Genomic DNA, 24,780 nt, shown 5'->3' on the forward strand with positions numbered 1-24,780 from the left:
GCTACGGTGCGACCAGCTTGAGCACGTCGTCGGCCAGGCTCGGCTCGGCCGCGTCGAACCACGTCACCCGCTGGTCGCGGCGGAACCAGGAGCGCTGCTTGCGCACGAACCGCCGGGTGGCCTGCGCGGTGGTGGCCGCCGCCTCGTCGATCGAGCACTCGCCGTCGAACGCGGCCAGCACCTGCTGGTAGCCCAGCGCGCGGGACGCCGTGCGGCCGTCGCGCAGCCCGCGGGCCTCCAGCTCGCGCACCTCGTCCACCAGGCCCGACTCGAACATCCGCGCCACCCGCGCGTCGACCCGCTCGTCCAGCGCGGCCACGTCCCGGTCCAGCCCGACGACCACCGTGCCGTACCGGGCCGGTCCGGGCTTGGGCAGGGTCGCCGAGAACGGCTGCCCGGTCAGCTCGATGACCTCCAGCGCGCGCACCACCCGGCGGCCGTTGCTCGGCAGGATCGCCAGCGCCGCCGCCGGGTCCAGCTGCGCCAACCGGCCGTGCAGCGTCTCGGACCCGAACACGGCCAGCTCCTGCTCCAGCTGGGTGCGGATCTTCTCGTCGGTGCCGGGGAACACCAGGTCGTCCAGCACGGCCTGCACGTACAGGCCCGAGCCGCCGACCAGCACCGGCGTGCGGCCGTCGGCGAGCAGGCGCTCCACCACGGCCCGCGCCTCGCGCTGGTAGGCGGCGACGGACGCGGTCTCGGTCACGTCGAGCACGTCGAGCAGGTGGTGCGGCACGCCCTGCCGCTCGGTCTCGGTGATCTTGGCCGTGCCGAGGTCCATGCCCCGGTAGAGCTGCATCGCGTCGGCGTTGACCACCTCGCCGCCCAGCTCGACGGCCAGCCGCACGGCCAGGTCCGACTTGCCGGTGGCGGTGGGTCCGACGACGGCGACGGGGGTGGGGGTGTTCACGGGCTCAAGCCTCCCAGACCGCCACGTGGTAGCCGACGCCGAAGGGCGCCAAGAACTCCGACCTGGCACATCGCCACGCGCCCGGCACGCCCGCGGCCACCTGCCACGCGGCCCGGCCGTGCGCGCCCAGCTCGGCCGCCGTCACCGGGTCGACGGCCCGCAACGCGGCCGTGTCCGCCGTGGCCAGCGCCTCGCGCACGTCCTCGTCGAACGGCTCGGCCCGCTCGTCGGCCCGCCCGACGGCCAGCTCGCCGCGCCGGTGCGACCCGTCGCCGAGCACCAGCAGCGCGGGCGACCCGGCCAGCCGCTCGCCCAGGGCGACGCACTCGGCGGTGGGCAGGTCCGGCGGCACGAGGTGCACGCGCACCGACCGCGCGCCGACGCGTTCCCGCAGCCAGGCCGCGACCAGCGCGGGCAGCGGCAGGTCCTCATCCACAGAGGACGCGTCGGCCGACAACGACACCCGCACGTCCACCCCGAAGCCGCGGAACGTGCCCACGACGCCCTCGACGACCCGCGGCCCGGAGGGGTCGACCCCGACGGCCACCCAGTCCGACGCGCCCGCGGCCAGGTCCCGTGCCGCGGCCAGGCACGCCGAGCGCACCGGTCCGGTGTCCGGCGCGGCGCCGGAGACCAGTTCGGGCACCAGCAGCGGCGGGTGCGGCACGACCACCAGGCGCGAGATCATGGCAGTCCACGCTACTCATCGGCCACCACCGGTACCGATGCGAGCCTTGACCTGTTTGAATGCGCGCGAGGTACTGGGCACTCTTAGGGGGCGTCGCGGTACTCGGGTGCTGGGCCCCGTCGTAGGCGGGGCGCCCGTGGTCGGCACGGGCACCACGAAGTGGGCAGGCGAGGAGGAAGCCGGCGATGACGGAGCACGAGACGACACCGGGAACCACTGGCGACAGTGGTGCGGGGGCGGTGGTCGAGGAGACCAGGGTGGAAGCGTCGCCGGTCACGGCGGCACCGCCGGTCCCCGTGGCGTCGGACCACCCTGACCGCTGGGGGCGCGTGGACGCGGACGGCACCGTCTACGTCAAGACGGCCGACGGCGAGCGGGTCGTCGGTTCCTGGCAGGCGGGCGAGCCCGCCGAGGGCCTGGCGCACTTCGCGCGCCGGTTCGACGACATCCGCACCGAGGTCGAGCTGCTGGTGACGCGGCTGTCCTCCGGCGCGGGCGACCCCAAGCACGCGCTGACCAGCGCGAAGCACGTCCAGGAGAGCCTGGCCGACGCGGCGGTGGTCGGCGACCTCGCCGCGCTGGCCGCACGGGTCGAGCACGTGCTGGTCCTGGCCGAGAAGGGCCTGGAGGCCGCGAAGGCGGCCAAGGACGAGGCTCGGGCCGCGGCGGGCGCGCGCAAGCAGGAGCTGGTCGAGGAGGCCGAGGTCCTGGCCAACGAGTCCACGCAGTGGAAGGCGGCGGGCGACCGGCTGCGGCAGATCCTGGACGAGTGGAAGACCATCCGGGGTGTCGACCGCAAGACCGACGAGCAGCTGTGGCGGCGCTTCTCCAAGGCGCGTGACGCGTTCAACCGCCGGCGCGGGTCGCACTTCGCCGACCTGGACCGGCAGCGCGGCGTGGCCAAGAACCGCAAGCAGGAGTTGGTCGAGGAGGCCGAGAAGCTCGTCGAGTCCGACGACTGGGGTCCCACGGCTGGCCGGTACAAGGACCTGATGGTCGAGTGGAAGGCCGCCGGGCGTGCGCCCAAGGAGGCCGACGACGCGTTGTGGCAGCGGTTCCGGGCCGCGCAGGACGCGTTCTTCGCGAAGCGCTCGGAGGCGTTCAGCGAGCGTGACGCCGAGTTCGCGGCCAACGGAAAGCTGAAGGAGGAGCTGCTCGCCGAGGCCGAGCGGATCGACCCGTCGCTCGACCTGGAGGCAGCGCGCCAGCAGCTGTACAAGATCCAGGAGCGGTGGGACGCGATCGGCAAGGTGCCCCGCGAGCGGGTCCGCGAGCTGGAGGGCAAGCTCCGCGCGATCGAGGAGCGGGTCCGCGGCGCGGTCGACGCCCAGTGGCGCAAGTCCGACCCGGAGGCCGAGGCCCGCGTCGCCCAGTTCCGCGAGCGCGTGGAGCAGTTCGAGGCCCAGGCCGCGAAGGCGCGCACGGCGGGCGACAAGCGCCGCGCCGAGCAGGCCGAGGCGCAGGCCCAGCAGTGGCGCGAGTGGCTGGCCGCCGCCGAGCAGGCGGTCGCGAGCCGCTAGTGCGGACGACCAGGCCCCGTGCCGTTCCCCCTTCCGGGCGGGAACGGCACGGGGCCTGATCGCGACCGCGCGCCCTGTGCGGCCACCGGGCCCCCACAATTGCGGTAATCGTCCTGGCACGGGCCGTTACCTTGGGCGGGTGGAATCGGAACCGGCGCCGTCAGGTGTGCACAACGTCGTGAGCGGTCGGGTGGACGGCCCCGTGACGATGGCCCACACGATCGGCTCGATGGTCCACGGCCTCCCGTGGCCGAGGGTCGTGCTGGTCGTCCTGGCGATCCTGATCCCGGCCTTCTCGATCTTGTTGCTGGCCGGCTACACGGTCTACCGCGCGATCACACCCCTTCCGCCGACGACGGTGGTCTCGGTCGTGCCCGCCCCGCCGTCCGCGGCACTCCCGTCGACGTCCGCGACGACACCGCCCACGACCACCGCCACCTCCGCCGCACCGGATCCGGTGGCCCGGGTGGTGCTGCCTGTCGCCACCACCACGATCCGCCCGGCCGCGAACGCGCCGGCGCCGACCACCACCGCACCCACCACGACCGCGCCGACGACGAGCCGGCCCGACGAGCCGACCGCCACGACGACCACGACCAGTGCGGCCGGGCAGCAGTGCACCGGCAACCCGCCCTGGCTCAACTGCGTGCCGTGACCCTCAGCGCGGCCAGCCCGCGGCGAACAGCAGGTCCGGTCCGTCCTCGCCGGGGCGGTCCAGGTGTTCGGCGCGGGTCAGGCCGGCGTTGAGCGCCACCCGCTGCGAGGCGGTGTTGGCGGGCCGCACCTTGGCCACGACCGGGTAGTCGGGCAGCGTGTCGCGGGCCCAGCGCACGACCTCGCGGGCCGCTTCCGAGGCGTAACCCCGCCCCCAAGTGGCCGGGTCGAACCGGTAGAACAGGTTCAGCGCGCGCCGGCCGTCGACGTCGGTGAGCTTCACGCCGCAGAAGCCGAGCGGTCGCCCGGCGTCGGGCAGGCGGACCACCACCCAGTAGCCGAAGCCGAAGCCGCGCCAGTGCTCCAGCCACCGTTCCAGCAGGTTGGCGGCCTCTTCGGGGGTGCGCAGGGCGTCGGACGGGTTGTGCGCGCAAGCCGCCGGGTCGCGGTGGATCTCGTGCACCGCGACCACGTCGTCGGCCACCGGCGGCCGCAACGTCAGCCGCTGGGTGCGCAGCTCCACGTCCCGCCCCCGGCGGTCACTGCATCGGCGGCCGGGACGCGGCCAGCCTCAGCCACTTCACCAGCAGCACGATGACCGCCACCACGGCCAGGACCAAGCCGAAGCCCGGTCCGGGACCGGGGTGGTGGCCGGTCGTCGTCTGCGTGGTCCAGATCGACAGCACGCCCGCCACCGAGGCGGCGAACGTCCCGAGCGCGCACACCCACGCCAACGCCCACCGGCGCAACGCCAGCGTCAACGCGGGCAGCAGCACACCGACGACCACCGCCAGGTAGGCGAACACCTCCGGCAGCCCTTCGGCCCTGCCGAACAGCACGCTCAGGCCCGGCACGCCGTCCACCCACGGCAGGATCAGCGACACCAGGATCGCCAGCGCCGCGATGGCGATCGTCAACGCGCCGGCGCCGGGGTCGAAGCGCCTGGCCGCCGACCGGCCGACGCCGTCGATCTCCTCGCGCAGCCCGGCCAGGTCGTCCCGGTCGTTCTCGCTCATGGGCACTTCCTCACCGGGACTCCCTCATGTGGTCGAACACCCGCCGACGGCGGCGGGCAGGGGAGCGGGCTTGCCGAACGACGGCAGCCCCAGCGTCACGCCCGGCGTCTTCGGCTTCACCCCGGCCTCGGACCGGTCACCCGCCTTGGTCCGGCGGTGCGACAGCAGCGGGCCGTCCGCGATCAGGTTGTGCGGCGCGCCGTAGGTCACCACGGTCTCCACCACGTCACCGGGCCGCACCAGCGCGTCGCCGGGCGTGAAGTGCACCAGCCTGCCGTCGCGGGCGCGGCCGGTCATCCGGCGCGTCTCGGCGTCCTTGCGGCCCTCGCCGGAGGCGACCAGCAGCTCGACCCGCCGGCCGACCTGCTCCTGGTTCAGCTCGTGCGCCACGTCGTTGACCAGCGTGACCAGCCGGTCGTACCGCTCCTGCACGACCTGCTTGGGCAGCTGGCCGGGCAGCTCGGCGGCGGGCGTGCCGGGCCGCTTGGAGTACTGGAACGTGAACGCCGACGAGAACCGGGCCTCGCGCACGACGTCCAGGGTGGCCTGGAAGTCCTCCTCGGTCTCACCGGGGAAGCCGACGATGATGTCGGTGGTGATGGCCGCGTCCGGCATGGCCGCGCGCACGTCGTCCAGGATGGACAGGTACTTCGCGGTCCGGTACGAGCGGCGCATCTCCTTGAGCACGCGGTCCGAGCCCGACTGCAGCGGCATGTGCAGCGAGTGGCACACCGCGGGCGTCTCGGCCATCGCGGCGATCACGTCGCCGGTGAAGTCCTTGGGGTGCGGCGAGGTGAACCGGACCCGCTCCAGGCCCTCGATGCCGCCGGTGGCGCGCAGCAGCTTGCCGAAGGCGTAGCGGTCGCCGAACTCGACGCCGTAGGAGTTGACGTTCTGCCCGAGCAGCGTCACCTCCAGCACGCCCTCGTCGACCAGCGCCTGCACCTCGGCCAGCACCTCGCCGGGCCGGCGGTCCTTCTCCTTGCCGCGCAGCGACGGGACGATGCAGAACGTGCACGTGTTGTTGCAGCCCACGGACACCGACACCCAGCCGGAGTAGGCCGAGTCGCGGCGGGCGGGCAGCGTCGAGGGGAAGGTCTCCAGCGAGTCCAGGATCTCGACCTGGGCCTCGCGGTTGTGCCGGGCGCGTTCGAGCAGCACGGGCAGCGAGCCGATGTTGTGCGTGCCGAAGACCACGTCGACCCACGGCGCGCGCTTGACGATCTCGCCCTGGTCCTTCTGCGCCAGGCAGCCGCCGACGGCGATCTGCATGTCGGGGTTCGCGGACTTGGCGGGCGCGAGGTGGCCGAGCGTGCCGTAGAGCTTGTTGTCGGCGTTCTCCCGCACGGCGCAGGTGTTGAACACGACGACGTCCGGCGCGACGTCGCCTTCGGCGGGCGTGTAGCCCGCGTCCTCCAACATGCCGGCCAGGCGCTCGGAGTCGTGCACGTTCATCTGGCAGCCGAACGTGCGGATCTGGTAACTGCGAGTCACTGCACCTAGTCCTTCCGTCGGGTCCAGCGTAGAGCGTGGACGTGCGACGATGCGCGGGTGTCGGGAACGCTCCTGCGGTTGCACGCGGTCGGGGCCGCATTGGCCCTGGCCACCCTGTCGTTGACGGCGTGCGGCGACGACCTGGACCAGGTCAAGCTCACGATGGCGGCCGGCAGCCCCGGTGGCGTCTACCACAAGTTGAGCATGGCGCTGGCCGACGCGTGGACCCGGGAGCCGGGCATCCCCCGCGCCCAGGTGGCGAACACGGCGGGCTCGGTGGACAACCTCGACCGGCTGCGGGCCAACCAGGCGCAGGTCGGGTTCTCCGCGGCCGACGCGGCGGAGGAGAAGCAGAAGGGCCCCGCCGGGCACAAGCTGTACGCGCTGGCCCGGATGCACGACGACTACCTGCAGCTGATCGTGCGGGACGACCTGCCGGCCACCAAGCTGGCCGACCTCAAGAACCTCCGGGTCAGCGTGGGCGCCCGCGACTCGGGCGTGTGGCTCATCGCGCAGCGGCTGCTCCAGTCCGCGGGCATGTCGCCGGAGACGGACCTCAAGGTCCAGTACATGGACCTGCCGACGAGCGCGAACGCGATGCGCGACGGCGCGCTGGACGCGTTCTTCTGGTCGGGCGGCGTGCCGACGGACGCGGTGACCACCCTGGCCACGACGGTGAAGCTGCGGATGCTCGACCTGGGCGACGTGCTGCCGAAGCTGCGCCAGACCTACCCCGTGTACGGCTCCGCCACCCTGCCCGCGTCGGCGTACGAGCAGATAGGGGGCGGCCCGGTCGTCACGCTGGTGGTGCGCAACTTCCTCCTGGTCAACGACACGATGTCCGACGACGTGGCCGAAGCCCTGGTCAGAGGTTTGTTCCAGGCCCAGCCGGCGCTCGTCGCGGCCAGTCCGGTGGCGAGGTCCATAGAGGTCCGCTCGGCGATCGAGACGACGCCGATCGAATTGCACCCCGGCGCGATGAGGTATTACCGCGACGTAAAAGTTTAGTGCCTCGGCGTCATTCCTATGGTGTAAGCGCCACGCGTGGCCGCTCGCCCAAGTCGGGGACAAGTGGGCGCTGGAGCGGCGCCGTCCGCCACTAGGCCGTTAGTGTGATGGCAAGCCCGGGACCAGCGACGTTCCGGGTCTTCCAGAACCGATACGGGGAGCTCATGTCCGTTTATTCGGTACGCGCGCGTTTTCACGCTGCGTCTTCTCACACCATTGCTCGACCGAGTCGGCTGCCCCGTCTGGGAGTGACCGTGGCGGTGCTCGCGGTGCTCGCCGGCACCGGTTTCGACGCCTCACCCCGGTGGCCGGCCCGAATCCAGGTGTTCGTGGCCAACAGCGGCTCCGACAATGTCACCGTGTACGACACCCGATTGGGCAAGGTGACCGCCACCGTGGGTGTCGGCGACTACCCCACCGGGGTCGGCGCGCACCCGGCCGGGCACCGCGTCTACGTCACCAACGAGTCCTCGAACACCGTCTCGGTGATCGACACCCGGACCCTCTCGGTCGTCGCCACCGTCCCGGTCTGACCCAACCCCTTCGGCGTCGCCGCCACACCCACCCACGCCTACGTCACCAACTTCGGGCGCGGCGACGTCACGGTCATCGACACCGCCACGAACGCGCCGGTGAAGACCATCCCGGTGGGCCGGTTCCCGCACAGCGCGGTGGCCGCCCCGGACGGCTCCCGGGTCTACGTGACCAACCACGGCAGCGACAGCGTCACGGTCATCGACACCGCCTCGCAGGCGGTCGTCGGCACGATCCCGGTCGGCGTCTTCCCGGCGGGCATCGCCATCAGCCGGGACGGCGCGCGCCTCTACGTGGCCAACACCGGCAGCGACACGGTCACCGTCATCGAGACGGACGGAAACCGCCCCACCGGCAGCACCAAGGTCGGCGACGCGCCCCTCGGCGTCTCGGTCACCCCGGGCGGCCGGGTGCACGTCGCCAACACCGGGTCGAACACGGTCAGCGTCCTCGGGCCCACGGGCAAGCCCCTCGAGGTGGTCAAGGTCGGGCGGATGCCCGAGGGCTCGGCGGCGGCGCCCGACGACAGCTTCGCGTACGTGACGAACACCGGGTCGGGCACCGTGTCGGTGATCGACGCCGAGAACGGCGAGACCGCCGCCCCGTTCACCGTCGGCGCGGCGCCCGAGGGCGTGGCCGTCACCTCCTGAGCGGAGGTCAGGCGGCGGGGAACTCGACGGTCACCGTCAACCCGCCGCCTGCCGGGGACTCCAGCCGCACCGAGCCGTCCACCCGTTCCACGATCTGCCGCACCAGGGCCAGGCCGAGCCCGGAGCCCTGCACGTTCTGGTGCGCCGGGCTGCGCCAGAACCGGTCCGTGGCGCGGTCGAGCTCGTCCGGCGCGAGACCCGGCCCCTCGTCCTGCACCGAGAGCCGCACCACGCCGTCGCGCCGGCGCACGTCGACGCGCACCAGCGTGCCGTCGGAGGTGAACTTCAGCGCGTTGTCCAGCAGGGCGTCCAGCACGGTCTCCACGCCGCGCGGCGGCACCAGCGCCCGGCCGCCCGGCTCGCCGTCCAGCACCAGGTGCACCTCGCGCGCCGCCGCCGCGGGCTGCCACGCCGACAGCCGCCCCGCCACCGCCCGGTCCACGTCCACCGGCACGGGGTCGACCGACTGCGCGCCCGCCCGCGCCATGGACAGCAGCTCGTCCAGGATCCGGTTGAGCCGGTTGGCCTCGTCCAACGCCGCCACCTGGTGCGCGGCGCCCTCGCCGACCACGTGGTCCTCCAGATTGGACAGACGCAGCTTCAGCGCGGTCAACGGGTTGCGCAGCTGGTGGGAGGCGTCCGCGACGAACGCGCGCTGCGCCGCCAGAACATCGCTCACGTTCGCCGCCATCTGGTCGAACGAGCGCGACAGCTGCCGCAGCTCCGGCGGACCGTCCGACGAGCCCACCGGCTGCACGGGCTGCCCGGACACCACCGCCGCCAGCAGCCGCCCGGTCGCGTCGTCCAACCGCCGCACGGGCCGCAGCGTCCACCGGACCAGCGGCAACGCCACGAACACGCCGAGCACGAGGACCAGCGTGCTGCCGCCGAGCAGCACCGACCACCACAGCAGGATCTCGGCCCGCGTCTTCGAGGTCGGCGAGAACGTCACCACCGCGCCCCGGACCTCACCCGCCTCCAGCACCGGCTCGGCCAGCACCAGCTCGGTCGACTCCCACGGCATGACCAGCTCCGGCGCGACCGGCTGGCGGCCGGCCAGCGCGGCGTGCACCAGGTCGGACACCTCGGGCGCCGACACGTCCACGTCGTCCGAGGACGCGGCCACCACCTGCCCGTCCCGGCCCAGCAGGGCCACCCGGATGCCGTACAGCTCGTAGTAGCGGCGCAGCTCGGGCTCCAGGACCTCCGGCTGGTCGTCGATGAACGGCCGCTGGGCCACGGAGGCGAACCGCGTGGTGTCGGTGAGCCGGTCCAGGAACATCTCCTGCTGCTCGGCCTGCGCCATGCCCCGGCCCAGCGGCAGGCCCAGGCCGAGGAGCACCAGCACGACCAGCGTCAACACGATGCCCAGCAGCCGCGACCGCACTCAGCCCCCGCTCAACCGGTACCCGACACCGCGCACCGTCTCCAACAACGACGGACGCCCGAGCTTGGTCCGCAGCGTCGCCACGTGCACGTCCAGGGTCCGGTTGGCCCCCGCCCAGGTGCGTCCCCACACCTCGGCCAGGATGCGCTCCCGGGTGCACACCGCGCCACCCGCCGCCACCACCAGCGCCAACACCTGGAACTCCTTGCGCGACAGCCCCACGGGTTCACCCGCCACGGTGACCTCGTGCCGGCCCAGGTCGACCCGCACGTCGGCGACCTCGAACACCTCGGTGCCGGTGCCGCCGACGCCGACCGGGTCGCCGCGCCGCCGCCGCACCGCGTGCACGCGGGCCACCAGCTCGCCCACGTCGTACGGCTTGACCAGGTAGTCGTCCGCGCCGGCGTGCAGGCCGAGGATGCGGTCGTCGATCTCGCCGCGGGCCGACACGACGATGATCGCCACGTCGCTCGCCGCCCGGATGTGCCGGCAGAGCGTGACACCGTCCACATCGGGCAGGCCGAGGTCGAGCAGCACCACGTCGACCCCGGTCAGCCGATCGAGCGTCCCCCGACCGGTGGCCTGCCGGTCCACCGTGAAACCGCGCCGGGTCAGCGCCGGTACCAGCGCTTCCGCCACCCGGTCGTCGTCCTCGACCAACAGCACCCGCACCGTGGAGCCTCCCCGATAAGTGTCGCCACCCTGTGACAGAGTTGAGACCCTAAGTCTTGCTCAACCGCCTGGACTGGTGTGGTGATTCACACCTAGGTTTCCGCCATCGCTCAGGAACCCCTACTGGAGGACTGATGACCGCCGCCACTCCTGCACCGCCGATGATCCGGATGGCGGGCGTGGACAAGTTCTTCGGGCCTCTGCACGTCCTCAAGGACGTCACGCTGGAGGTGCCGAAGGGGCAGGTCGTCGTCGTGCTCGGGCCGTCCGGTTCGGGCAAGTCCACGCTGTGCCGCACGATCAACCGGCTCGAGCCGATCGAGTCCGGCGTCATCGAGGTGGACGGCCAGGCCCTGCCCGCCGAGGGCAAGGAGCTGGCCCGGTTGCGCTCCGATGTCGGCATGGTGTTCCAGTCGTTCAACCTGTTCGCCCACAAGAGCATCGTCGACAACGTGATGCTCGCGCCGGTGAAGGTCCGCAAGACCCCGGCGGCCGAGGCCCGCAAGACGGCCATGGAGCTGCTGGAGCGGGTCGGCATCGCGAACCAGGCGGAGAAGTACCCCGCCCAGCTGTCGGGCGGGCAGCAGCAGCGGGCGGCGATCGCCCGCGCCCTGGCGATGCGGCCCAAGGTGATGCTGTTCGACGAGCCCACCTCCGCGCTGGACCCCGAGATGGTCCAGGAGGTGCTGGACGTGATGACGACGCTGGCCAAGGAGGGCATGACCATGCTCGTGGTCACCCACGAGATGGGCTTCGCCCGCAAGGCCGCGGACCGGGTCATCTTCATGTCCGACGGCGAAGTCGTCGAGGACTCGACGCCGGAGGCGTTCTTCTCCGCGCCGAAGTCCAACCGCGCGAAGGACTTCCTTGGCAAGATCCTGACCCACTGAAGTCCCACGAACGCGGCGCTGAGCCTGGCGCCGCACTACCGAAGAAGAGCAGGAGACGGACGATGAGGGTTCGCACCCTTGCGGTGGCGCTGCTGGCCGGCGGCCTCGCCCTGACCGCATGCGGCAAGGAGGGCGGCGCGGGCGACACGGGCACGGCCCCTTCCCAGCAGGTCGCCGCCGACGTGAAGGTCGAGGGCTCGCCGACCTTCGACAAGATCAAGTCCCGGGGCCGGGTCATCGTCGGCGTCAAGGAGGACCAGCCCGGTCTGGGCTACAAGGACCCGACCAGCGGCAAGTTCACCGGCTTCGACATCGAGATCGCGAAGCTGGTCGCCGCCAAGCTCGGCTACGGCGACGACAAGATCGACTACAAGGCGATCCCGTCGGCCGGCCGCGAGCAGGCGCTGATCAACGGTGACGTGGACTACTACGTCGGCACCTACACGATCAACGCCAAGCGCAAGGAGCAGGTCGCGTTCGCCGGCCCGTACTTCACCGCCGGGCAGGACCTGCTGGTGAAGAAGGACGACACCTCGATCACCGGCAAGGACGCGCTCAAGGGCAAGAAGGTCTGCTCGGTGACCGGCTCCACGCCGATCCAGAAGGTCAAGTCCGAGGGCCTGACCGAGCCGGAGAACATCGTCGAGCTCCAGACCTACTCGCTGTGCGTCGAGCAGCTGGAGCAGGGCGCGGTGGACGCCGTCACCACCGACGACGCGATCCTGAAGGGCTACGCCTCGCAGTCGCCGACCACGCTGAAGGTCGTCGGCAAGACCTTCTCGAACGAGCCGTACGGCATCGGCCTCCCCAAGGAGGACAAGGCCCTGCGCGACAAGGTCAACGACATCCTCGAAGAGGCCATCAACGGCGGCGCCTGGCAGGCGGCCTACGACGCCACCCTGGGCCAGTCGGGCTCTTCGGCCGACAAGCCCGTGCTCGAACGCTACTGATCACTTCTCCGCGGCCGGTCGTCGGTGTTCCGGCGACCGGCCGCACCACACCCACCTAGCCGAGGAAGCCGATGGACGTCCTGCTCGACAACCTCGACCTGTACGGGCCCGGGTTCCTCAACACCGTTGAGCTGTTCCTGATCTCCGCGGTCGGGTCGCTGGTGTTGGGGACGATCCTGGCAATGCTGCGGGTCGCGCCGGTCCCCGTGATGCGAGCCATGGGCACCGCCTACGTGACGATCGTCCGCAACACCCCGCTCACCCTCGTGTTCTTCTTCTTCGCCCTCGCGTTCCCGGCGCTCGGAATCGTGACCGCGGACACGTTCGGCGGTTCGGCGGCCGACTTCTTCTACACCGCCGCCCTCTTCGCGCTGACCCTCTACACGGCGGCGTTCGTCTGCGAGGTCGTGCGGGCCGGCATCAACACCGTCCCGGTCGGCCAGGCGGAGGCCTCGCGGGCGCTGGGTCTCACGTTCGGCCAGATGCTCGGCTCCGTGGTGCTGCCGCAGGCCACCCGCGCGGTCGTGCCGCCGATGATGAGCACGATGATCGCCCTGCTGAAGAACACCACCATCGCGGCGGGCTTCTCGGTGTTCCAGGCGGGCGCCATCAGCGCCAACCTCGCGGAGCGCGGCGAGAACCAGCTGATCGGCCTGCTCTGGGTCGCCGTGTTCTTCGTGGTGCTCGTGATCCCCATGACCCTGCTGCAACGCAGCCTTGAGAAGCGGTGGAGCATCGCCCGATGAGCTCGGTCCTGTTCGACGTCCCCGGGCCCCGGGCCCGGCTGCGCCACCGCCTCTACGCGGTGATCGGCACCCTCGTGCTGGTCGCGGCCATCGGCTTCGTGATCTACCGGTTCGCCGAGAGCGGCCAGTTCGAAGGCCGGAAGTGGTCCTGGCTCGAGTACAAGAACATCCAGCTGACCCTGATCGACGCGCTGCTGAACACGCTCAAGGCGTTCGGCCTCGGCGCGGTGTTCGCCCTGCTCTTCGGCGCGATCTTCGCGGCCGGTCAGCTCTCCGACCACAAGGTCGTCCGCGTGCCCTCGATGGTGGTCGTCGAGCTGTTCCGCGCGGTGCCGCTGGTCGTGCTGATCTTCGTCTTCCACTACGGCGTGTCCCTCGGTTCACCGCTCTACTCGGTGGTGCTCGGCCTGACGCTCTACAACGGCTCGGTGCTGGCCGAGGTGTTCCGCGCGGGCGTGCTGTCGCTGCCGCGCGGGCAGCGCGAGGCCGCCTACGCGGTGGGCATGCGCAAGACGCAGGTGATGCGGCACGTGCTGCTGCCGCAGGCCGTGCGGGCGATGCTGCCGGCGATCATCAGCCAGCTGGTCGTGCTGCTCAAGGACACCGCGCTCGGCTTCCTGATCACCTACGACGAGCTGCTGGACTTCGCCCGCGACATCGGCAGCCAGTTCCAGTTCGGCCGGCCGCTGGTGCCCGTCACGATCGTCGTGGCCGCGGTCTACATCTCCATGTGCCTGCTGCTGACGTGGCTGGCGACGTACCTGGAGAAGCGCAGCCGGCGTGACAAGAAGGTCGTCGTGCTGGAGAAGAACCCGGCCGAGGACGTCGTCGCGGCGGCGGTCTGAGCGTGGCCGCGCTCGCGGCGTCCGGCGCGTTGTTCCTCGACGCGCTCGGCCGCGTCCTCGTGGTCGAACCGACCTACAAGGACCACTGGGAGATCCCCGGCGGCGTGGTCGAGCCGGGCGAGACGCCGCGCGAGGCGTGCGCCCGGGAGGTGCTGGAGGAGCTGGGCCTGGCCGTGGAGCCGGGCCCGCTGCTCGTCGCCGACTGGGCGCCGTCCGCCGGGCAGGACCGGGTCCTGTTCATCTTCGACGGCGGCTCGCTCGGCGACGCCACCATCCGGTTGCAGGCCTCCGAGCTGCGCAGCCACCGCTACATCACGCCCGCCGAGGTGCCGGACGCGCTGATCCCGCGGCTGGCCAGGCGGGTGTCCGCCGCGCTCGACGCGCGGGAGCGCGGCGTGACCCTCTACCTGGAGCACGGGCTAGTGGCGCAGTAGCGCGCCCACGCCCTCCCGCAGGCCGGCGGCGTCGGTGAAGACCACCTGGGCGCCGGTCACCGCGGCGGCGGTGCCCAGCGCCTCGTCGGCCCGCCGCTCGCCGACGTGCTCGACACCGAGGCCGCGCAGGTCCTGCTCCCGCAGCGCGAGCTGCGCCGGGTCGTCGCCCGACCACACGGTGCGGTCGCCGAGCGCCGGGTCCGACAGCAGCAGCGCGGCCACCTTCGCCTCCCGCAACGCCTCGACCACGGGTGCCAGGCCCTGCACCGCGCGACCGTGCGGATCGTCCGCCTCGGCGGTGAACTCCTCCACCACGTCGTTGTCCAGGTCGGACTGGTACTGGGCCACCAGCGACCGCACGGCGTGGTCGAACGCGGCGTCGTCCGCGCCCTCGGCCGGCGACGCGCCCCCCACCTCGATCAGCACGTCGCGGCACCGCGGGCTCAGCTCCTCGCGCACGTCGGCCCGCGCCCCGACCTCGCCGCCCAGCACCAGCAGCCGGGCGTCCAGGTTCGTCACCAGCCGGTCGACCTCGGCGGCCAGCATCGCCGCGTCGCGCCCGGCCGGGTCCTCCACGGCCTTCCGCAGCCGCCGGTGCGACCATCCGCCGCGGGGAACCTCGCGCGGCGGGTGCCCGTCACCCGGTACCTCGCCCGCCCGCTCACCGCGCCCGTCGTACCCGTGCAGGTCTGCGCCCGCCCGGTCGACCATGACGACGACGTGCGGCACGGCGGGTTCCGTCCAGGTCGCCAACGGCAGCAGGTGCGGCCGGTCCGACCAGCGCGTGGTCTCCACGGCGGGCGGGCGCGGCAGCACCCGGTCCAGCAGCAGCCTGCCGTGCGCCGCGACGAGCGCCCGGCCGGGCTTGCCCGGCACCGGCGTCAGCACCGCGTCCTGCATCACGTCCAGCGTGGCGTCGTCCGCGCCCTGCCCGGCCAGTTCCTCGCGCACCCCGCGCCAGCGGAGCTCCATGGCCTTGGCCGCGTCCTCGGTGTCGTGCGAGGCGTCCAGGTAGACCGACGCGAACGGGCCGCGGTGCCTGACCAGCTCTCCCAACGAAGACATGTCCATTGGCCTCGGCTACCCGATCACGCGCCGCGTAACCTCGGGGGCATGGTGGACGAACCGGGTGCGATCACCAAGGTGCAGCAGAACGCCGTGGACCACCTGCTCAGGGTGGGGATCAACGGCTTCGGGCCGTTCAAGGGCGCGCGGCAGATGGCGGTGGAGGCCCTGGACAAGGGGCTGACGCCGGAGGAGGCGATCAAGCACCTGATCCGGACGCACGTGGCGGCGGCGGGCGTGCAGGGTTTCGCCACGAACGTCGGCGGCCTGATCACGCTGCCCGTCACGCTGCCCGCGAACCTGACGGCGTCCTACCTCGTGCAGACGCACCTGATCGCGTCGATCGCCGCCGTGCACGGGCACGACCTGGACAGCGACGAGGTGCAGACCGCGATCCTGGTGTGCCTGCTGGGCAACGCGGGGACCGAGCTGCTGAAGAAAGCGGGCATCAAGGTGGGCTCCAGGCTCACCATGAACCTGATCGAGCGCATCCCGGCCCAGCTGATCCGCGAGGTCAACAAGCGCGTCGGCTTCACCCTCCTGGCGAAGTACGGCACCAGCAAGGCGACCGTGACCCTGGCCAAGGGCGTGCCGCTGGTGGGCGGTGTCATCGGCGGCACGTTCGACGCCGTCACGACCCGCGCCGTGGGCGCCTTCGCCGCCCGCTTCTTCACCGAGCGCGAAGAAGCCCCGGCGGTCGTGGACGGCACGGTGATCGACGGCGAGGTCGTGTCGATCGTGGAGAGCCGCGACTGATTGGCCCAACGCATCGGCCCGGAGTTGGCTCTTGGGCTGGGCCAATCGGGGACCTAGCGTCGCGTCCCATGAGGACGACGAAGGTGCTCGCGGTCGCGCAGGCGGCCAACTCGGTCGGCGACGGGGCGTTCTACGTGTGCTCCGCGCTGTACTTCACCCGGGTCGTCGGCTTGTCGCCGACCCTGGTCGGGGTGGCGTTGACCGCGGCCTGGGCGGTCGGGGCGGTGGCCGGGGTGGGGTTCGGGCACCTCGCCGACCGGGTCGGGCCACGTCGGGTCGCGGTCGGGTTGGCGGTCGGCACGGCGGCGGCGTTGGGGTCGTTCCTGGTGGTCCGCTCGTTCTGGGCCTTCCTGGTGGCCGCGTGCGTCTACGCGTGCGGCCAGTGCGGGTTGGCCGCCGCACGGCAGGCGTTGCTGGCGGGGCTCGTCGAGCCGCGGCAGCGGACGCGGGTGCGGGCCGTGCTGCAGTCCGTGGTCAACGGCGGTCTGGCGGTGGGCGCGGGGCTCGGCGGGGTGGCGCTGCACGTCGACACGCCGGCGGCGTACCTGGCGGTGTTCGCGGTGGACGCGGTCGGGTTCGTGGTCGCGGCGGTGGTGCTGCGGGGGGTGCCGGAGGTGGCGGCGGTCGCCCGGACGGGACGGCTCGGCGTGCTCCGGGACCGGCCGTACGCGTTGGTGGCGTTGCTGAACTCGGTCCTCCTGCTCTACATGCCGATGCTGAGCCTGGTCGTGCCGCTGTGGGTCGTCGAACGCACCTCCGCGCCGAAGTGGGTGGTCGGGCTGCTCTTCGTGCTCAACACGGGCGCGGTGGTGCTCGGGCAGGTGCGGCTGGCGCGCGGGGTCACCGATCTGCGCACGGCGGCGCGGTCGGTGCGGCGCGGCGGGGTGCTGCTGCTCGCGTCGTGCGTCGTGTTCTCGTTGGCCGCGGGTGTGCCGGACCGGGTGGCGGTGGTGGTGCTCGTGGTCGCGGCGGGCGTCCAGGTGGTGGGCGAGATGCTGCACGGCGCGGGTTCGTGGGAGATCGGCTTCGGCCTCGCGCCCGCCGACCAGCAGGGCCAGTACCAGGGGTTCTACGGCACCGGCACGGCGGTCGCGCGCACCGTGGGCCCGTTGCTGCTCACCACGCTGGTGCTGGGCGGGGGAGTGGTGGGCTGGCTCGTGCTGGGCGTGCTGTTCCTGGCCGCCGCGCTGGCGATGACGCCCGCCGTGGCGTGGTCGCGGCGGGCGGGGGCGTCGGCCGCCGGTAAAACGATTGGCGTCGGGGCGTGAAGCGCGCTAACGTCACGACCATGTTCTTCCAGATCTACCTCTGAGGACTTCTTCCTCCAGCGCCGCACCGGCCTCGGGCCGTGCCGCGCCCTTCTCCTGGTGGCCCCAGCGGCTCTTCTCGCGACCCTGTCGAACCACGGGTCGTACTCTCTTGCACGCCTCGGACATCGAGGAGGCGAACGCATGCCCACCATGCGCAACGAACCACCACACGACGACCAGCCGACCAACCGCGCCGCACGCCGCGGCGCACGCTCGTCGGGCGCGGCGCAACCGCGCTTCGGCGGCGGCCGAGCTGTCGCCACCCCGCGCCAGTACGCCATGCGGCGTCGCTGACCAGCGACTTCGCCACACCCAGGAGGCAGACATGACCGATCAGGACGTTCCCCAGGTCGAGGACGGCGAGCAGGACGAGCCGGAGCAGACCGAGGTCCCGCTCAACCGCGCGGCCCGCCGCGGTCACGCCCAGAAGAACGACGGCGTGAACAAGAACCCGGGCCGGCCGCACCAGAACACGTTCGTCGGCCGGCGCGTGTTCCGGCGCACGAGCGGCGGCTGAGCGACCGGCACGCGACCGCCCGACCAGTCTCCGGAGCTGGTCGGGCGGTCGTGCTGTCGAGGCCGGCGCGCCGCCCGGAGTCGTCCACTGTGGACGGTGTCGCACGGTCGCGGCCGTTGGTCCACCTGGCGGAGTGCCTTGGCGCCGCGGGTGCCCCCGACCACCGCACGGCCGAAGACGAGCTGACGGGGTAGTGCTCTCTTCGGGCGCGTGACCTGCCGATCACTTGCCCGGCGAACTAGCCTGAGCTGGGTAGCAACCGGGTCTGGCGGAGATCGGGAGGCGCCCATGAGGATCGCTGACGTGTTGCGCAACAAGGGCTCGGCCGTGGCCACGGTCGAGTCGAGAGCGTCGGTGGCGGACCTCGTCGCCGCGCTGGCCGAGCACAACGTGGGTGCGATGGTCGTGCTCGGGCCCGAGGGCATCGCCGGGATCGTGTCGGAGCGCGACGTCGTGCGGAAGCTGCACGACCGGGGCGGCGAGCTGTTGGCCGCGCCGGTGGCGGAGATCATGACCAGCGAGGTGCTCACCTGCACGCCGCGCGATTCGGTCGACAGCCTCACGGTGCTGATGACCGAGCGGCGCATCCGGCACGTGCCGGTGGTCGACGGCGGTGAGCTGGTCGGCATCGTCAGCATCGGCGACGTGGTGAAGAGCCGGATCAGCCAGTTGCAGGAAGACCACGACCAGTTGACCGCGTACATCTCGCAGGGCTAGCGGACGGCCGCGCGGGCGCCTCCGGGCGCCCGCGCGGTCAGCTGTCGCGCCCGCGGTGGTAGTGCCGGCTGACCCGCGCCCGGTTGCCGCACGACGGCTTGCACCACTCCTGCCGGGGGTGGGCCTTGACGAAGTACCGGACGCACCGGGGCCCGGGGCAGGCGCGCAGGTCGGCCCGCGTGCCGCCGGCCAGGAACTCGATCGCCGCCGTCGCCAGCGTCGCCAGCAGGCGGTCGCCGTCGTCGGCCGCGTCCACGTAGCGCAGCCTGGGCTGCTCGTCCCACTCCAACCGCGCTGCCCGCGGCACCCGTGCGGCGGCCTCGTTGACGATGCGCAGCGCGCGCTCGACGTCCATCAAGTGGGGTGTGTCCAGGCGTTCGTGGGCCTGTGCCGCGCGCGCGAACAACGACCGCACGGCCCAGCGCAGCTCGACCGCCCGCTGCCGCAGCGCCTCGTCCGCCCGCACCCCGGCCCACGCCGTGAAGCCCTCCTGCGTGGCCAGGTCGTCCGCGAGCCCGCCGTGCCCGTCGTGCCGGACCGTGCCCGCGAACTCCAGCGCCAGTGCCACCCCGGTGAGTCTAGTGATAGGTTCCCTAACGCACTTGAGTCGAACAACCATTAGGGGGATGTGTGACGATCCAGGAGCGGGCGCTGGACGGCCACCGCAGGCTGGCCGCGGTGATCGAGGACCTCACCGACGAGCAGGTGTCGCAGCCGTCCGCGCTGCCCGGCTGGACGCGCGGCCACGTGCTGGCCCACCTGGCCAACGGCACCGCCGCGCTCGCCGGTCAGGCCGAGCACGAGGGCACGAAGGTGGAGGTCTACCCCGGCGGCAGGCCCGCGCGCGACGCCGCGATCGAGGCCGCCGCCGGGCGGTCCGCGGCGGAGCACCGGGCCGCGATCGCCGCCGCCGTCGCCCGGCTCGCCGAGGCCTGGGGGAACGTCCGCGACTGGGACGCCCCCGTCTTCTACCGCGACGGCACGCTCACCGGCACCGCGTACGCGGTGTGGCGCGAGGTCGAGATCCACCTGCGCGACCTCGACCTCGGCCCCGTCACCTGGTCGCCCGAGTTCTGCGAGCACGCCGTCGACTTCCTGTCCGCGCGTGTGCCCGAGGGCGTCCGGCTCACCCTCCGGGCGCCGGAACGCCAGTGGACCATCGGCGAGGGCGAGGACGTCACCCTGACCGGCTCGCTCACCGACCTGACCGCGTGGCTGGCGGGCCGCGAGCCGGCCGGTCCGATCACCGGCGAGGCGCCCGAGCTCAAGCCCTGGCCGTAGCGCGGTCGGGCAGCTCCAGCCCGAACTCCTCGCGCAGCACGGTCGCGCGCTCCTCGGGTGTCAGGCTGCGCTTGACGACGGAGCCGTCCGGGCGCGTCTCGGTCAGCTCCAGGTCCTTGAGGTTGTGGCGGGCGCGTTCGTCGGTGCGCTGCGCCAGCAGCGGGCCGACGAACGAGGACGCCGGGTGCGTGGACGTGTAGTAGTGGAGGATCCCGTAGTCGGCGGGCGTCCGCGGGTCCTCGGTGAAGTCGTACAACGGGAACCAGGCGCCGGCCTGGAACGACCGCAGCGTCCACACGCCGTCGGCGTGGTCGAGCCGGAACGTCCAGTCGCCCTGCCGGGTGGGCTCGTCGGCGACCAGCGGCAGCGGTTCCAGCAGCCCGCCGCCGCCGAAGCCGACGTCGACCAGCCAGCGCCGGTCCACCCGCAGCACGGCGTGCGTGCGCGGGATGTCGCCGGTGCGGCCGAGCAGCACGCGGCCCGCGAGGCCGGTGACCTCGTGGCCGAGCCGGTCGAGCACGGCGGCGAACAGCAGGTTCTGCTCGAAGCAGTACCCGCCGCGCCGCCGTGCCACCAGCTTGTCCTGCAACGACGGCACGTCCAGCGCGATCGGCACGCCGTCGCGCACGTCGGCGTTCTCGAAGCTGATGGCCGCCAGGTGGGCGCGGTGCAGGCCGCGCAGCGTGGTCGCCCGGTCGGCCGCGGGGTCGGGGGTGAAGCCCACGCGGTCGAGGTACGCGTCCAGGTCGAGCAAGTCGCTATTCCACATCGCGCCAGCATGCAGCGGGACACCGGTCCTGTCACACCTCGGCCGCTTCCGTCGTCAGAGGGGCATGAGGTTCCTTCGCCTGGTCGCCCTGGGTGGCGATGTTCCGGCCGTTCGACGAGCACCTGCTGCGCGACTTCGGCAGCCTGAACCTGGAGTTCGCCATCGCGGTGGCGTTCGCCGCAGCCAACCTGCCCCTTGCCCGTGCCGTCCTGCTGGTCGTTGACGCCCGACGCGCGCCTGCTGCTCCACGACGGGTGGGCGGCTAAGTTCGGGGGATGCTGCACGAGATCGCCGAAGCCACCCGGGGCTTCCTCGACCTGCTCGACGACGGGCAGCGGACGGCGGCGGTGCGGGACGTGGCCGACGACGACCTGCGCACCCGGTGGGCTTACACGCCGGGTCCGCGGCCGGGCGTCGTCTACCACGAGCTGACTCGTGACCAGCGCAAAGCCGTGCACCGGCTGCTGTCGTGCGTGCTCAGCCCGCACGCCTACGCGCAGACCGCCGCGATCATGGCGCTGGAGGACGTGCTGGACGACCGCGAGGGCGGCGCCCGCGACCGGCACCAGGGCGACTACTGGACCGTGCTGCTCGGCGAACCCGGTGACGAGCCGTGGGGTTGGCGGATCGAGGGGCACCACCTGTCGGTGAGCGTGGTCGTGGCCGACGGGCGGGTGTCGGCGACGCCGTTCTTCCTGGGCGCGCACCCCGCCCGCATCGCGTACCGGGGCCGCGCGGTGCTCGAACCGCTGCGGCTGGAGGAGGAGCTGGCGCGGGAGCTGCTGGACCGGATGGGCCGCACGGCCCGGGGCCTGGCGGTCGTCTCCGGCACGCCGCCGCCGGACCTGAAGACCGGCAACGTGCGGCGGATCGGCGACCTCGACCCCGTCGGCGTCACGCCCGCGCAGCTGGACCGGTCCTCGCGCGGGCTGCTCGTCGGGCTGGTGCGGTACTACTTGGACCGGCTGACCGGCGACCTGGCCGACGAGGAGTTCGACGCGCTGGAGCCGGACCGGCTCCACTTCTCGTGGGAGGGATCGGACAAGCGCGGTGAGGGGCACTACTACCGGATCCAGGGGCCGGACTTGCTGATCGAGTACGACAACACGGACAACGACGCCAACCACGCGCACTCGGTGTGGCGACGGCGGGCCGGGGACTTCGGCGAGGACCTGCTGGCGGCGCACCGCGCCTCGGTGCGGCACCCGTGACCCCAGAGGAGGCGGTCGCCGAGCAGGAACGCCTGCGGCCGTCGGTGTCGACGGTGACCGATCCCGGGCTGGTGGTGCGGCACGTCGCCGGGCTCGACGTGTCCTACGCCGACGACGACCGGTTGGCGGCGGCGGTCGTGGTGCTGGACGCGGAGACGTTGCGGACCGTGGACTCCGCCGTGGTGACGGGCAAGGCGGACTTCCCGTACGTGCCGGGGCTGTTCGCGTTCCGGGAGCTGCCGTCGTTGCTGCGGGCGCTGGAGCGGCTGACCGTGCCGCCGGACCTGCTGGTGTGCGACGGGCAGGGGCTCGCGCACCCCCGGCGGTTCGGGCTGGCCTGCCACCTCGGGGTGGTGACCGGCCTGCCGAGCGTGGGCGTGGCCAAGACGCCGATGGGCCGCTTCGACATGCCGGCCGACGCGCGCGGCGCGCACACCGACCTCGTGGACGACGGTGAGGTCGTCGGGCGGGCCCTGCGGACCCGGGAAGGGGTGAAGCCGGTGTTCGTGTCCGTCGGTCACCGCATCGACCTCGACCGGGCGTGCGCCGAGGTGCTGCGGCTGTGCGTGACGCGGCTGCCGGAGACGACCCGCCGCTCGGACTCGTTGGGCCGGGCTCAGCTCAGGTAGGCCAGCTCCGGGTGCCGCCGGACGTAGGTGTCCAGCAGGCTCTTGGCGGTGGCCAGCGAGTCGACCAGCGGGTGCAGGGCGAACGCCTTGAGCGCGGCGGGGCGCGTGCCCTCCATGATCAGCCGGTCGACGGCCTTGACCGACGTGACGAGACCGGCCGCGTGGTCGGGCAGCGGGCTCACCGGCAGCGGACGCGCGCCCGCGGCGTCCACCTCGCACGGCACCTCGACGATCGCCTCGTCGTCCAGTGTGGACAGCGTGGAGTTGTTGGGCACGTTCAGGATCAGCGTGGCGGTCTCGTTGTCCGCGATGGCGCGCATGAGCGCCATGGCCACGTGCTCGTAGCCGCCGCCTTCGAGGCTGTCGCGTTCGCGCTCCTGGGCCATGTACGTCGCTTCGCGTTCCAGCCGCGTGGTCTCCCAGTCCACCTCGCCGTCGTAGAAGCGTCGTTGCTGGTCGAGCAGGAAAGCGCCGCGGCTGTCGCCCATCGCCTCCCGCGTCGAGTAGTAGTAGTGCAGGTACTCGTTGGGGATCACGCCCAACGCGCGCAACCACTCCGCGCCGAACATCCGGCCTTCCTCGAAACCCGCCAGGGCCTCGTCGTCGGCCAGCAGGGTGGGCAGCAGGTTCTCCGTGCCCAGGTGGACGCCCTGCAACCAGCCGAGGTGGTTCAGGCCCGCGTAGTCGAACGCCGGGTCCTCGACGCCGAGCGCCTTCGCCACCCGCCGGCACAGGCCCAGCGGCGAGTCGCAGATGCCGATGACGCGGTCGCCCAGGTGGCGGGCCATCGCCTCGGTGACCAGCCCGGCCGGGTTGGTGAAGTTGACGACCCACGCCCGCGGCGCGAGCTCGGCGACGCGCCGGGCGATCCGGTCGGCCACCGGCACGGTGCGCAGGCCGTACGCGATGCCGCCCGCGCCGACCGTCTCCTGCCCGAGGACGCCGTGCGCGTGCGCCACCTCCTCGTCGATCGCGCGCCCGGCCAGGCCGCCGACCCGGATCGCGGAGAACACGAAGTCCGCGCCGCGCAGCGCCTCGTCCAGGTCCGTGGTGGCGGTGACCGGCGGGCCGTCGCGCAGCACGTGCCGGATCGCGGCCAACCGGTGCGCGTCCACGTCGTGCAGCACGAGTTCGGTGATGTGCCCGTCCAGGACCTTGTGCACGAGCGGCACGCGGAAGCCGCCGCCGCCCAGGATGACCAGCCTCATGCGTCCCATCCTGCCCCGGCGAGCAAGGTCACGAAGGCCGAGGCGAGCGGGTCGGGTGTCCGGTGGCCGTACGCGACCAGCGTCCGCCGCACCGGCGGGTCGGTGCGCAGGACCGCGCCGTCGAACCTCTCCGGCACGATGTTGCGGGGCACGAGCGCGGGCCCCAGCCCCGACGCGGCCAGCACCGGCGCCGCCGCGGTCTGCTCGGTGCGCACGGCCGCCCCCGGTTGGAAGCCGCGGGCCGCGCACGCCGCGTCGACCAGGTCCGCCAGGCCGTTGCCCGGCGCGTAGTGCACCCACCCGACGTCGGCGAGCTCGCGCAGGTCGATCGGCTCGCGGTGGTGCGTGTCGGGCGGCAGCACGATCACGAACTCCTCCACGCCGAGCCGCTGCCGGAAACCGGCCCAGTTCGCCGGCTCGGGGCCGAGGGCGAGGTCGGCCTGCCCGTCGGCCATCGCGTCCCGCAGCTCGTCGGCGTGGCGGTGCTCGAACAGGCGGATGCGGACGTCGGGGTGCTCGGCCCGCCAACGCCGCAGCACGGGCGGCAGCACGCCCAGGGTGAGCGAGTAGAGCGTGGCCACGCGCAGTTCGCCGCACTCCACGCCCGCCGTGCGCCGTGCGGCGGTGAGCGCGCGCTCCGCCTCGCCCAGGGCGGCACGGGCGTGGGGCAGCCAGGCGCGACCGGCGGGTGTGAGGCGGACGGCGCGGGGGAGTCGGTCGAGCAGCCGGGCGCCCACGGCCCGTTCCAAGGCCAGGATCTGGTGGGAGAGGGCGGGCTGGGTGACGTGCAGCAGCTCGGCGGCGCGGGTGAAGGAGCCCTCGTCCACGACCGTGATCAGGTACTCGAACTGCCGCAGCGTCATGACCGGAGCTTATGCCTGCGAGAAAGAACATGCCTTGGACTTATCCCTGCTGGTCA

31 protein-coding genes and 1 pseudogene are annotated in these 24,780 nt (G+C 72.6%); 20 read left to right on the forward strand and 12 right to left on the reverse strand.

Annotated elements, in window-relative coordinates; translation table 11 throughout:
• Position 1: 1 nt before the first annotated feature.
• The gene (miaA, locus tag IOD16_RS05330; protein ID WP_201439137.1) at positions 2-910 is read right to left on the reverse strand and encodes a tRNA (adenosine(37)-N6)-dimethylallyltransferase MiaA; all 909 of its coding nucleotides are present in this window, start codon (positions 908-910) and stop codon (positions 2-4) included.
• Between the two features lie 4 nt (positions 911-914).
• A complete protein-coding gene (locus tag IOD16_RS05335; RefSeq protein WP_201439138.1) occupies positions 915-1,598 on the reverse strand; it encodes a hypothetical protein in 684 nt (227 codons plus the stop codon).
• 185 nt (positions 1,599-1,783) lie between these two features.
• Here IOD16_RS05335 and IOD16_RS05340 point away from each other — a divergent pair, with 185 nt between their 5' ends.
• Together IOD16_RS05340 and IOD16_RS05345 are read left to right on the forward strand one after the other, a co-directional pair.
• Entirely contained in the window at positions 1,784-3,118 is a 1,335-nt protein-coding gene (locus IOD16_RS05340; RefSeq protein WP_123743384.1) for a DUF349 domain-containing protein, read from the forward strand.
• 139 nt (positions 3,119-3,257) lie between these two features.
• Positions 3,258-3,773 carry a hypothetical protein gene (locus tag IOD16_RS05345; protein WP_201439139.1) on the forward strand — a complete coding sequence of 172 codons (516 nt, stop codon included), beginning with the start codon at positions 3,258-3,260 and terminating at the stop codon, positions 3,771-3,773.
• A gap of 3 nt (positions 3,774-3,776) precedes the next feature.
• Here the strand turns inward: IOD16_RS05345 and IOD16_RS05350 are convergent, their stop codons facing one another.
• From IOD16_RS05350 to miaB, 3 genes are read right to left on the reverse strand one after another with little or no spacing between them, the layout of a single operon-like run.
• The gene (locus tag IOD16_RS05350; protein WP_201439140.1) at positions 3,777-4,295 is read right to left on the reverse strand and encodes a GNAT family N-acetyltransferase; all 519 of its coding nucleotides are present in this window, start codon (positions 4,293-4,295) and stop codon (positions 3,777-3,779) included.
• Between the two features lie 16 nt (positions 4,296-4,311).
• Positions 4,312-4,788 carry an Rv2732c family membrane protein gene (locus tag IOD16_RS05355; protein ID WP_123743382.1) on the reverse strand — a complete coding sequence of 159 codons (477 nt, stop codon included), beginning with the start codon at positions 4,786-4,788 and terminating at the stop codon, positions 4,312-4,314.
• Between the two features lie 24 nt (positions 4,789-4,812).
• On the reverse strand, positions 4,813-6,282 hold the full coding sequence (miaB, locus tag IOD16_RS05360) for a tRNA (N6-isopentenyl adenosine(37)-C2)-methylthiotransferase MiaB (protein ID WP_201439141.1): 1,470 nt from the start codon (positions 6,280-6,282) through the stop codon (positions 4,813-4,815).
• Positions 6,283-6,339: 57 nt separating this feature from the next.
• Between miaB and IOD16_RS05365 the strand changes: the two genes are divergently transcribed.
• The 4 genes and pseudogenes from IOD16_RS05365 (at position 6,340) to IOD16_RS41195 (ending at position 8,474) form a co-directional block, all read left to right on the forward strand.
• Complete coding sequence (locus IOD16_RS05365; RefSeq protein WP_236594762.1) at positions 6,340-7,290, forward strand: TAXI family TRAP transporter solute-binding subunit; 951 nt, start codon at positions 6,340-6,342, stop codon at positions 7,288-7,290.
• 254 nt (positions 7,291-7,544) lie between these two features.
• The gene (locus tag IOD16_RS39930) at positions 7,545-7,823 is read left to right on the forward strand and encodes a YncE family protein (RefSeq protein WP_236594763.1); all 279 of its coding nucleotides are present in this window, start codon (positions 7,545-7,547) and stop codon (positions 7,821-7,823) included.
• A gap of 42 nt (positions 7,824-7,865) precedes the next feature.
• Positions 7,866-7,946: pseudogene (locus IOD16_RS41190) on the forward strand (hypothetical protein); the annotation flags it as partial.
• Between the two features lie 15 nt (positions 7,947-7,961).
• Positions 7,962-8,474 carry a YncE family protein gene (locus IOD16_RS41195; protein ID WP_328809488.1) on the forward strand — a complete coding sequence of 171 codons (513 nt, stop codon included), beginning with the start codon at positions 7,962-7,964 and terminating at the stop codon, positions 8,472-8,474.
• A 7-nt stretch (positions 8,475-8,481) separates the two neighbouring features.
• On the opposite strand, the gene IOD16_RS05375 is transcribed toward IOD16_RS41195, so the two are convergent.
• Together IOD16_RS05375 and IOD16_RS05380 are read right to left on the reverse strand one after the other, a co-directional pair.
• Positions 8,482-9,861 carry a sensor histidine kinase gene (locus IOD16_RS05375; protein WP_201439142.1) on the reverse strand — a complete coding sequence of 460 codons (1,380 nt, stop codon included), beginning with the start codon at positions 9,859-9,861 and terminating at the stop codon, positions 8,482-8,484.
• A complete protein-coding gene (locus tag IOD16_RS05380) occupies positions 9,862-10,533 on the reverse strand; it encodes a response regulator transcription factor (RefSeq protein ID WP_123743378.1) in 672 nt (223 codons plus the stop codon).
• A 161-nt stretch (positions 10,534-10,694) separates the two neighbouring features.
• Here IOD16_RS05380 and IOD16_RS05385 point away from each other — a divergent pair, with 161 nt between their 5' ends.
• From IOD16_RS05385 to IOD16_RS05405, 5 genes are all read left to right on the forward strand, one after another.
• Positions 10,695-11,423, forward strand: coding sequence for an amino acid ABC transporter ATP-binding protein (locus IOD16_RS05385; protein WP_201441213.1), 729 nt, complete (start codon positions 10,695-10,697; stop codon positions 11,421-11,423).
• Between the two features lie 62 nt (positions 11,424-11,485).
• A complete protein-coding gene (locus IOD16_RS05390) occupies positions 11,486-12,373 on the forward strand; it encodes a glutamate ABC transporter substrate-binding protein (protein WP_123743376.1) in 888 nt (295 codons plus the stop codon).
• 71 nt (positions 12,374-12,444) lie between these two features.
• Entirely contained in the window at positions 12,445-13,119 is a 675-nt protein-coding gene (locus IOD16_RS05395; protein WP_123743375.1) for an amino acid ABC transporter permease, read from the forward strand.
• On the forward strand, positions 13,116-13,964 hold the full coding sequence (locus IOD16_RS05400; protein WP_123743374.1) for an amino acid ABC transporter permease: 849 nt from the start codon (positions 13,116-13,118) through the stop codon (positions 13,962-13,964). The genes IOD16_RS05395 and IOD16_RS05400 overlap by 4 nt, the downstream gene beginning before the upstream one ends.
• Before the next feature lie 2 nt (positions 13,965-13,966).
• Entirely contained in the window at positions 13,967-14,398 is a 432-nt protein-coding gene (locus IOD16_RS05405) for an NUDIX domain-containing protein (protein WP_236594765.1), read from the forward strand.
• On the opposite strand, the gene IOD16_RS05410 is transcribed toward IOD16_RS05405, so the two are convergent.
• Positions 14,384-15,463, reverse strand: coding sequence for an Rv2629 family ribosome hibernation factor (locus IOD16_RS05410; protein WP_201439143.1), 1,080 nt, complete (start codon positions 15,461-15,463; stop codon positions 14,384-14,386). The genes IOD16_RS05405 and IOD16_RS05410 overlap by 15 nt on opposite strands.
• Before the next feature lie 48 nt (positions 15,464-15,511).
• Here IOD16_RS05410 and IOD16_RS05415 point away from each other — a divergent pair, with 48 nt between their 5' ends.
• The 5 genes from IOD16_RS05415 (at position 15,512) to IOD16_RS05435 (ending at position 18,763) form a co-directional block, all read left to right on the forward strand.
• Positions 15,512-16,219 (forward strand): EcsC family protein, encoded by a 708-nt coding sequence (locus tag IOD16_RS05415; protein WP_201439144.1) that lies wholly within the window; start codon positions 15,512-15,514, stop codon positions 16,217-16,219.
• A 68-nt stretch (positions 16,220-16,287) separates the two neighbouring features.
• Positions 16,288-17,487 carry an MFS transporter gene (locus IOD16_RS05420; protein ID WP_201439145.1) on the forward strand — a complete coding sequence of 400 codons (1,200 nt, stop codon included), beginning with the start codon at positions 16,288-16,290 and terminating at the stop codon, positions 17,485-17,487.
• Positions 17,488-17,670: 183 nt separating this feature from the next.
• Entirely contained in the window at positions 17,671-17,823 is a 153-nt protein-coding gene (locus tag IOD16_RS05425; protein WP_170185077.1) for a hypothetical protein, read from the forward strand.
• Between the two features lie 31 nt (positions 17,824-17,854).
• Positions 17,855-18,046 carry a hypothetical protein gene (locus tag IOD16_RS05430; RefSeq protein WP_123743370.1) on the forward strand — a complete coding sequence of 64 codons (192 nt, stop codon included), beginning with the start codon at positions 17,855-17,857 and terminating at the stop codon, positions 18,044-18,046.
• A gap of 288 nt (positions 18,047-18,334) precedes the next feature.
• Positions 18,335-18,763, forward strand: a complete 429-nt coding sequence (locus IOD16_RS05435) for a CBS domain-containing protein (RefSeq protein ID WP_123743369.1) — start codon at positions 18,335-18,337, stop codon at positions 18,761-18,763.
• A 37-nt stretch (positions 18,764-18,800) separates the two neighbouring features.
• Here the strand turns inward: IOD16_RS05435 and IOD16_RS05440 are convergent, their stop codons facing one another.
• On the reverse strand, positions 18,801-19,331 hold the full coding sequence (locus tag IOD16_RS05440; RefSeq protein WP_201439146.1) for a CGNR zinc finger domain-containing protein: 531 nt from the start codon (positions 19,329-19,331) through the stop codon (positions 18,801-18,803).
• Between the two features lie 62 nt (positions 19,332-19,393).
• Between IOD16_RS05440 and IOD16_RS05445 the strand changes: the two genes are divergently transcribed.
• Positions 19,394-20,044: a maleylpyruvate isomerase family mycothiol-dependent enzyme gene (locus IOD16_RS05445; RefSeq protein WP_201439147.1), complete on the forward strand. Its 651-nt coding sequence runs from the start codon at positions 19,394-19,396 to the stop codon at positions 20,042-20,044.
• Here IOD16_RS05445 and IOD16_RS05450 read toward each other — a convergent pair.
• Complete coding sequence (locus tag IOD16_RS05450; RefSeq protein ID WP_201439148.1) at positions 20,028-20,813, reverse strand: arylamine N-acetyltransferase family protein; 786 nt, start codon at positions 20,811-20,813, stop codon at positions 20,028-20,030. The genes IOD16_RS05445 and IOD16_RS05450 overlap by 17 nt on opposite strands.
• Before the next feature lie 92 nt (positions 20,814-20,905).
• On the opposite strand from IOD16_RS05450, the gene IOD16_RS05455 reads away from it, so the two are divergent.
• From IOD16_RS05455 to IOD16_RS05465, 3 genes are read left to right on the forward strand one after another with little or no spacing between them, the layout of a single operon-like run.
• The gene (locus IOD16_RS05455) at positions 20,906-21,079 is read left to right on the forward strand and encodes a hypothetical protein (protein WP_201439149.1); all 174 of its coding nucleotides are present in this window, start codon (positions 20,906-20,908) and stop codon (positions 21,077-21,079) included.
• 9 nt (positions 21,080-21,088) lie between these two features.
• Positions 21,089-22,024 carry a DUF3500 domain-containing protein gene (locus tag IOD16_RS05460; protein ID WP_201439150.1) on the forward strand — a complete coding sequence of 312 codons (936 nt, stop codon included), beginning with the start codon at positions 21,089-21,091 and terminating at the stop codon, positions 22,022-22,024.
• Positions 22,021-22,653, forward strand: a complete 633-nt coding sequence (locus tag IOD16_RS05465) for an endonuclease V (protein ID WP_123743364.1) — start codon at positions 22,021-22,023, stop codon at positions 22,651-22,653. The genes IOD16_RS05460 and IOD16_RS05465 overlap by 4 nt, the downstream gene beginning before the upstream one ends.
• Here the strand turns inward: IOD16_RS05465 and IOD16_RS05470 are convergent.
• Together IOD16_RS05470 and IOD16_RS05475 are read right to left on the reverse strand one after the other, a co-directional pair.
• Positions 22,641-23,861 carry a family 4 glycosyl hydrolase gene (locus IOD16_RS05470; protein WP_201439151.1) on the reverse strand — a complete coding sequence of 407 codons (1,221 nt, stop codon included), beginning with the start codon at positions 23,859-23,861 and terminating at the stop codon, positions 22,641-22,643. The two genes, IOD16_RS05465 and IOD16_RS05470, sit on opposite strands and share 13 nt — an antisense overlap.
• Complete coding sequence (locus IOD16_RS05475) at positions 23,858-24,724, reverse strand: LysR family transcriptional regulator (RefSeq protein ID WP_123743362.1); 867 nt, start codon at positions 24,722-24,724, stop codon at positions 23,858-23,860. The genes IOD16_RS05470 and IOD16_RS05475 overlap by 4 nt, the downstream gene beginning before the upstream one ends.
• Positions 24,725-24,780: the final 56 nt, after the last annotated feature.

It is taken from the genome of Saccharothrix sp. 6-C (assembly GCF_016695385.1).
Lineage (GTDB): Bacteria > Actinomycetota > Actinomycetes > Mycobacteriales > Pseudonocardiaceae > Actinosynnema > Actinosynnema texasense.

Bases quoted from the DNA above. Each gene is read 5' to 3' on its own strand.
- IOD16_RS05460 (WP_201439150.1), top strand. From the start codon at position 21,089: ATGCTGCACGAGATCGCCGAAGCCACCCGGGGCTTCCTCGACCTGCTC.
- IOD16_RS05335 (WP_201439138.1), bottom strand. From the start codon at position 1,598: ATGATCTCGCGCCTGGTGGTCGTGCCGCACCCGCCGCTGCTGGTGCCC.
- IOD16_RS05395 (WP_123743375.1), top strand. From the start codon at position 12,445: ATGGACGTCCTGCTCGACAACCTCGACCTGTACGGGCCCGGGTTCCTC.
- IOD16_RS05355 (WP_123743382.1), bottom strand. From the start codon at position 4,788: ATGAGCGAGAACGACCGGGACGACCTGGCCGGGCTGCGCGAGGAGATC.
- IOD16_RS05400 (WP_123743374.1), top strand. From the start codon at position 13,116: ATGAGCTCGGTCCTGTTCGACGTCCCCGGGCCCCGGGCCCGGCTGCGC.
- IOD16_RS05415 (WP_201439144.1), top strand. From the start codon at position 15,512: ATGGTGGACGAACCGGGTGCGATCACCAAGGTGCAGCAGAACGCCGTG.
- IOD16_RS05450 (WP_201439148.1), bottom strand. From the start codon at position 20,813: ATGTGGAATAGCGACTTGCTCGACCTGGACGCGTACCTCGACCGCGTG.
- IOD16_RS05420 (WP_201439145.1), top strand. From the start codon at position 16,288: ATGAGGACGACGAAGGTGCTCGCGGTCGCGCAGGCGGCCAACTCGGTC.
- IOD16_RS05475 (WP_123743362.1), bottom strand. From the start codon at position 24,724: ATGACGCTGCGGCAGTTCGAGTACCTGATCACGGTCGTGGACGAGGGC.
- IOD16_RS05390 (WP_123743376.1), top strand. From the start codon at position 11,486: ATGAGGGTTCGCACCCTTGCGGTGGCGCTGCTGGCCGGCGGCCTCGCC.
- IOD16_RS05425 (WP_170185077.1), top strand. From the start codon at position 17,671: ATGCCCACCATGCGCAACGAACCACCACACGACGACCAGCCGACCAAC.
- IOD16_RS05435 (WP_123743369.1), top strand. From the start codon at position 18,335: ATGAGGATCGCTGACGTGTTGCGCAACAAGGGCTCGGCCGTGGCCACG.
- IOD16_RS05430 (WP_123743370.1), top strand. From the start codon at position 17,855: ATGACCGATCAGGACGTTCCCCAGGTCGAGGACGGCGAGCAGGACGAG.
- IOD16_RS05410 (WP_201439143.1), bottom strand. From the start codon at position 15,463: ATGTCTTCGTTGGGAGAGCTGGTCAGGCACCGCGGCCCGTTCGCGTCG.
- IOD16_RS05385 (WP_201441213.1), top strand. From the start codon at position 10,695: ATGATCCGGATGGCGGGCGTGGACAAGTTCTTCGGGCCTCTGCACGTC.
- IOD16_RS05340 (WP_123743384.1), top strand. From the start codon at position 1,784: ATGACGGAGCACGAGACGACACCGGGAACCACTGGCGACAGTGGTGCG.
- IOD16_RS05470 (WP_201439151.1), bottom strand. From the start codon at position 23,861: ATGAGGCTGGTCATCCTGGGCGGCGGCGGCTTCCGCGTGCCGCTCGTG.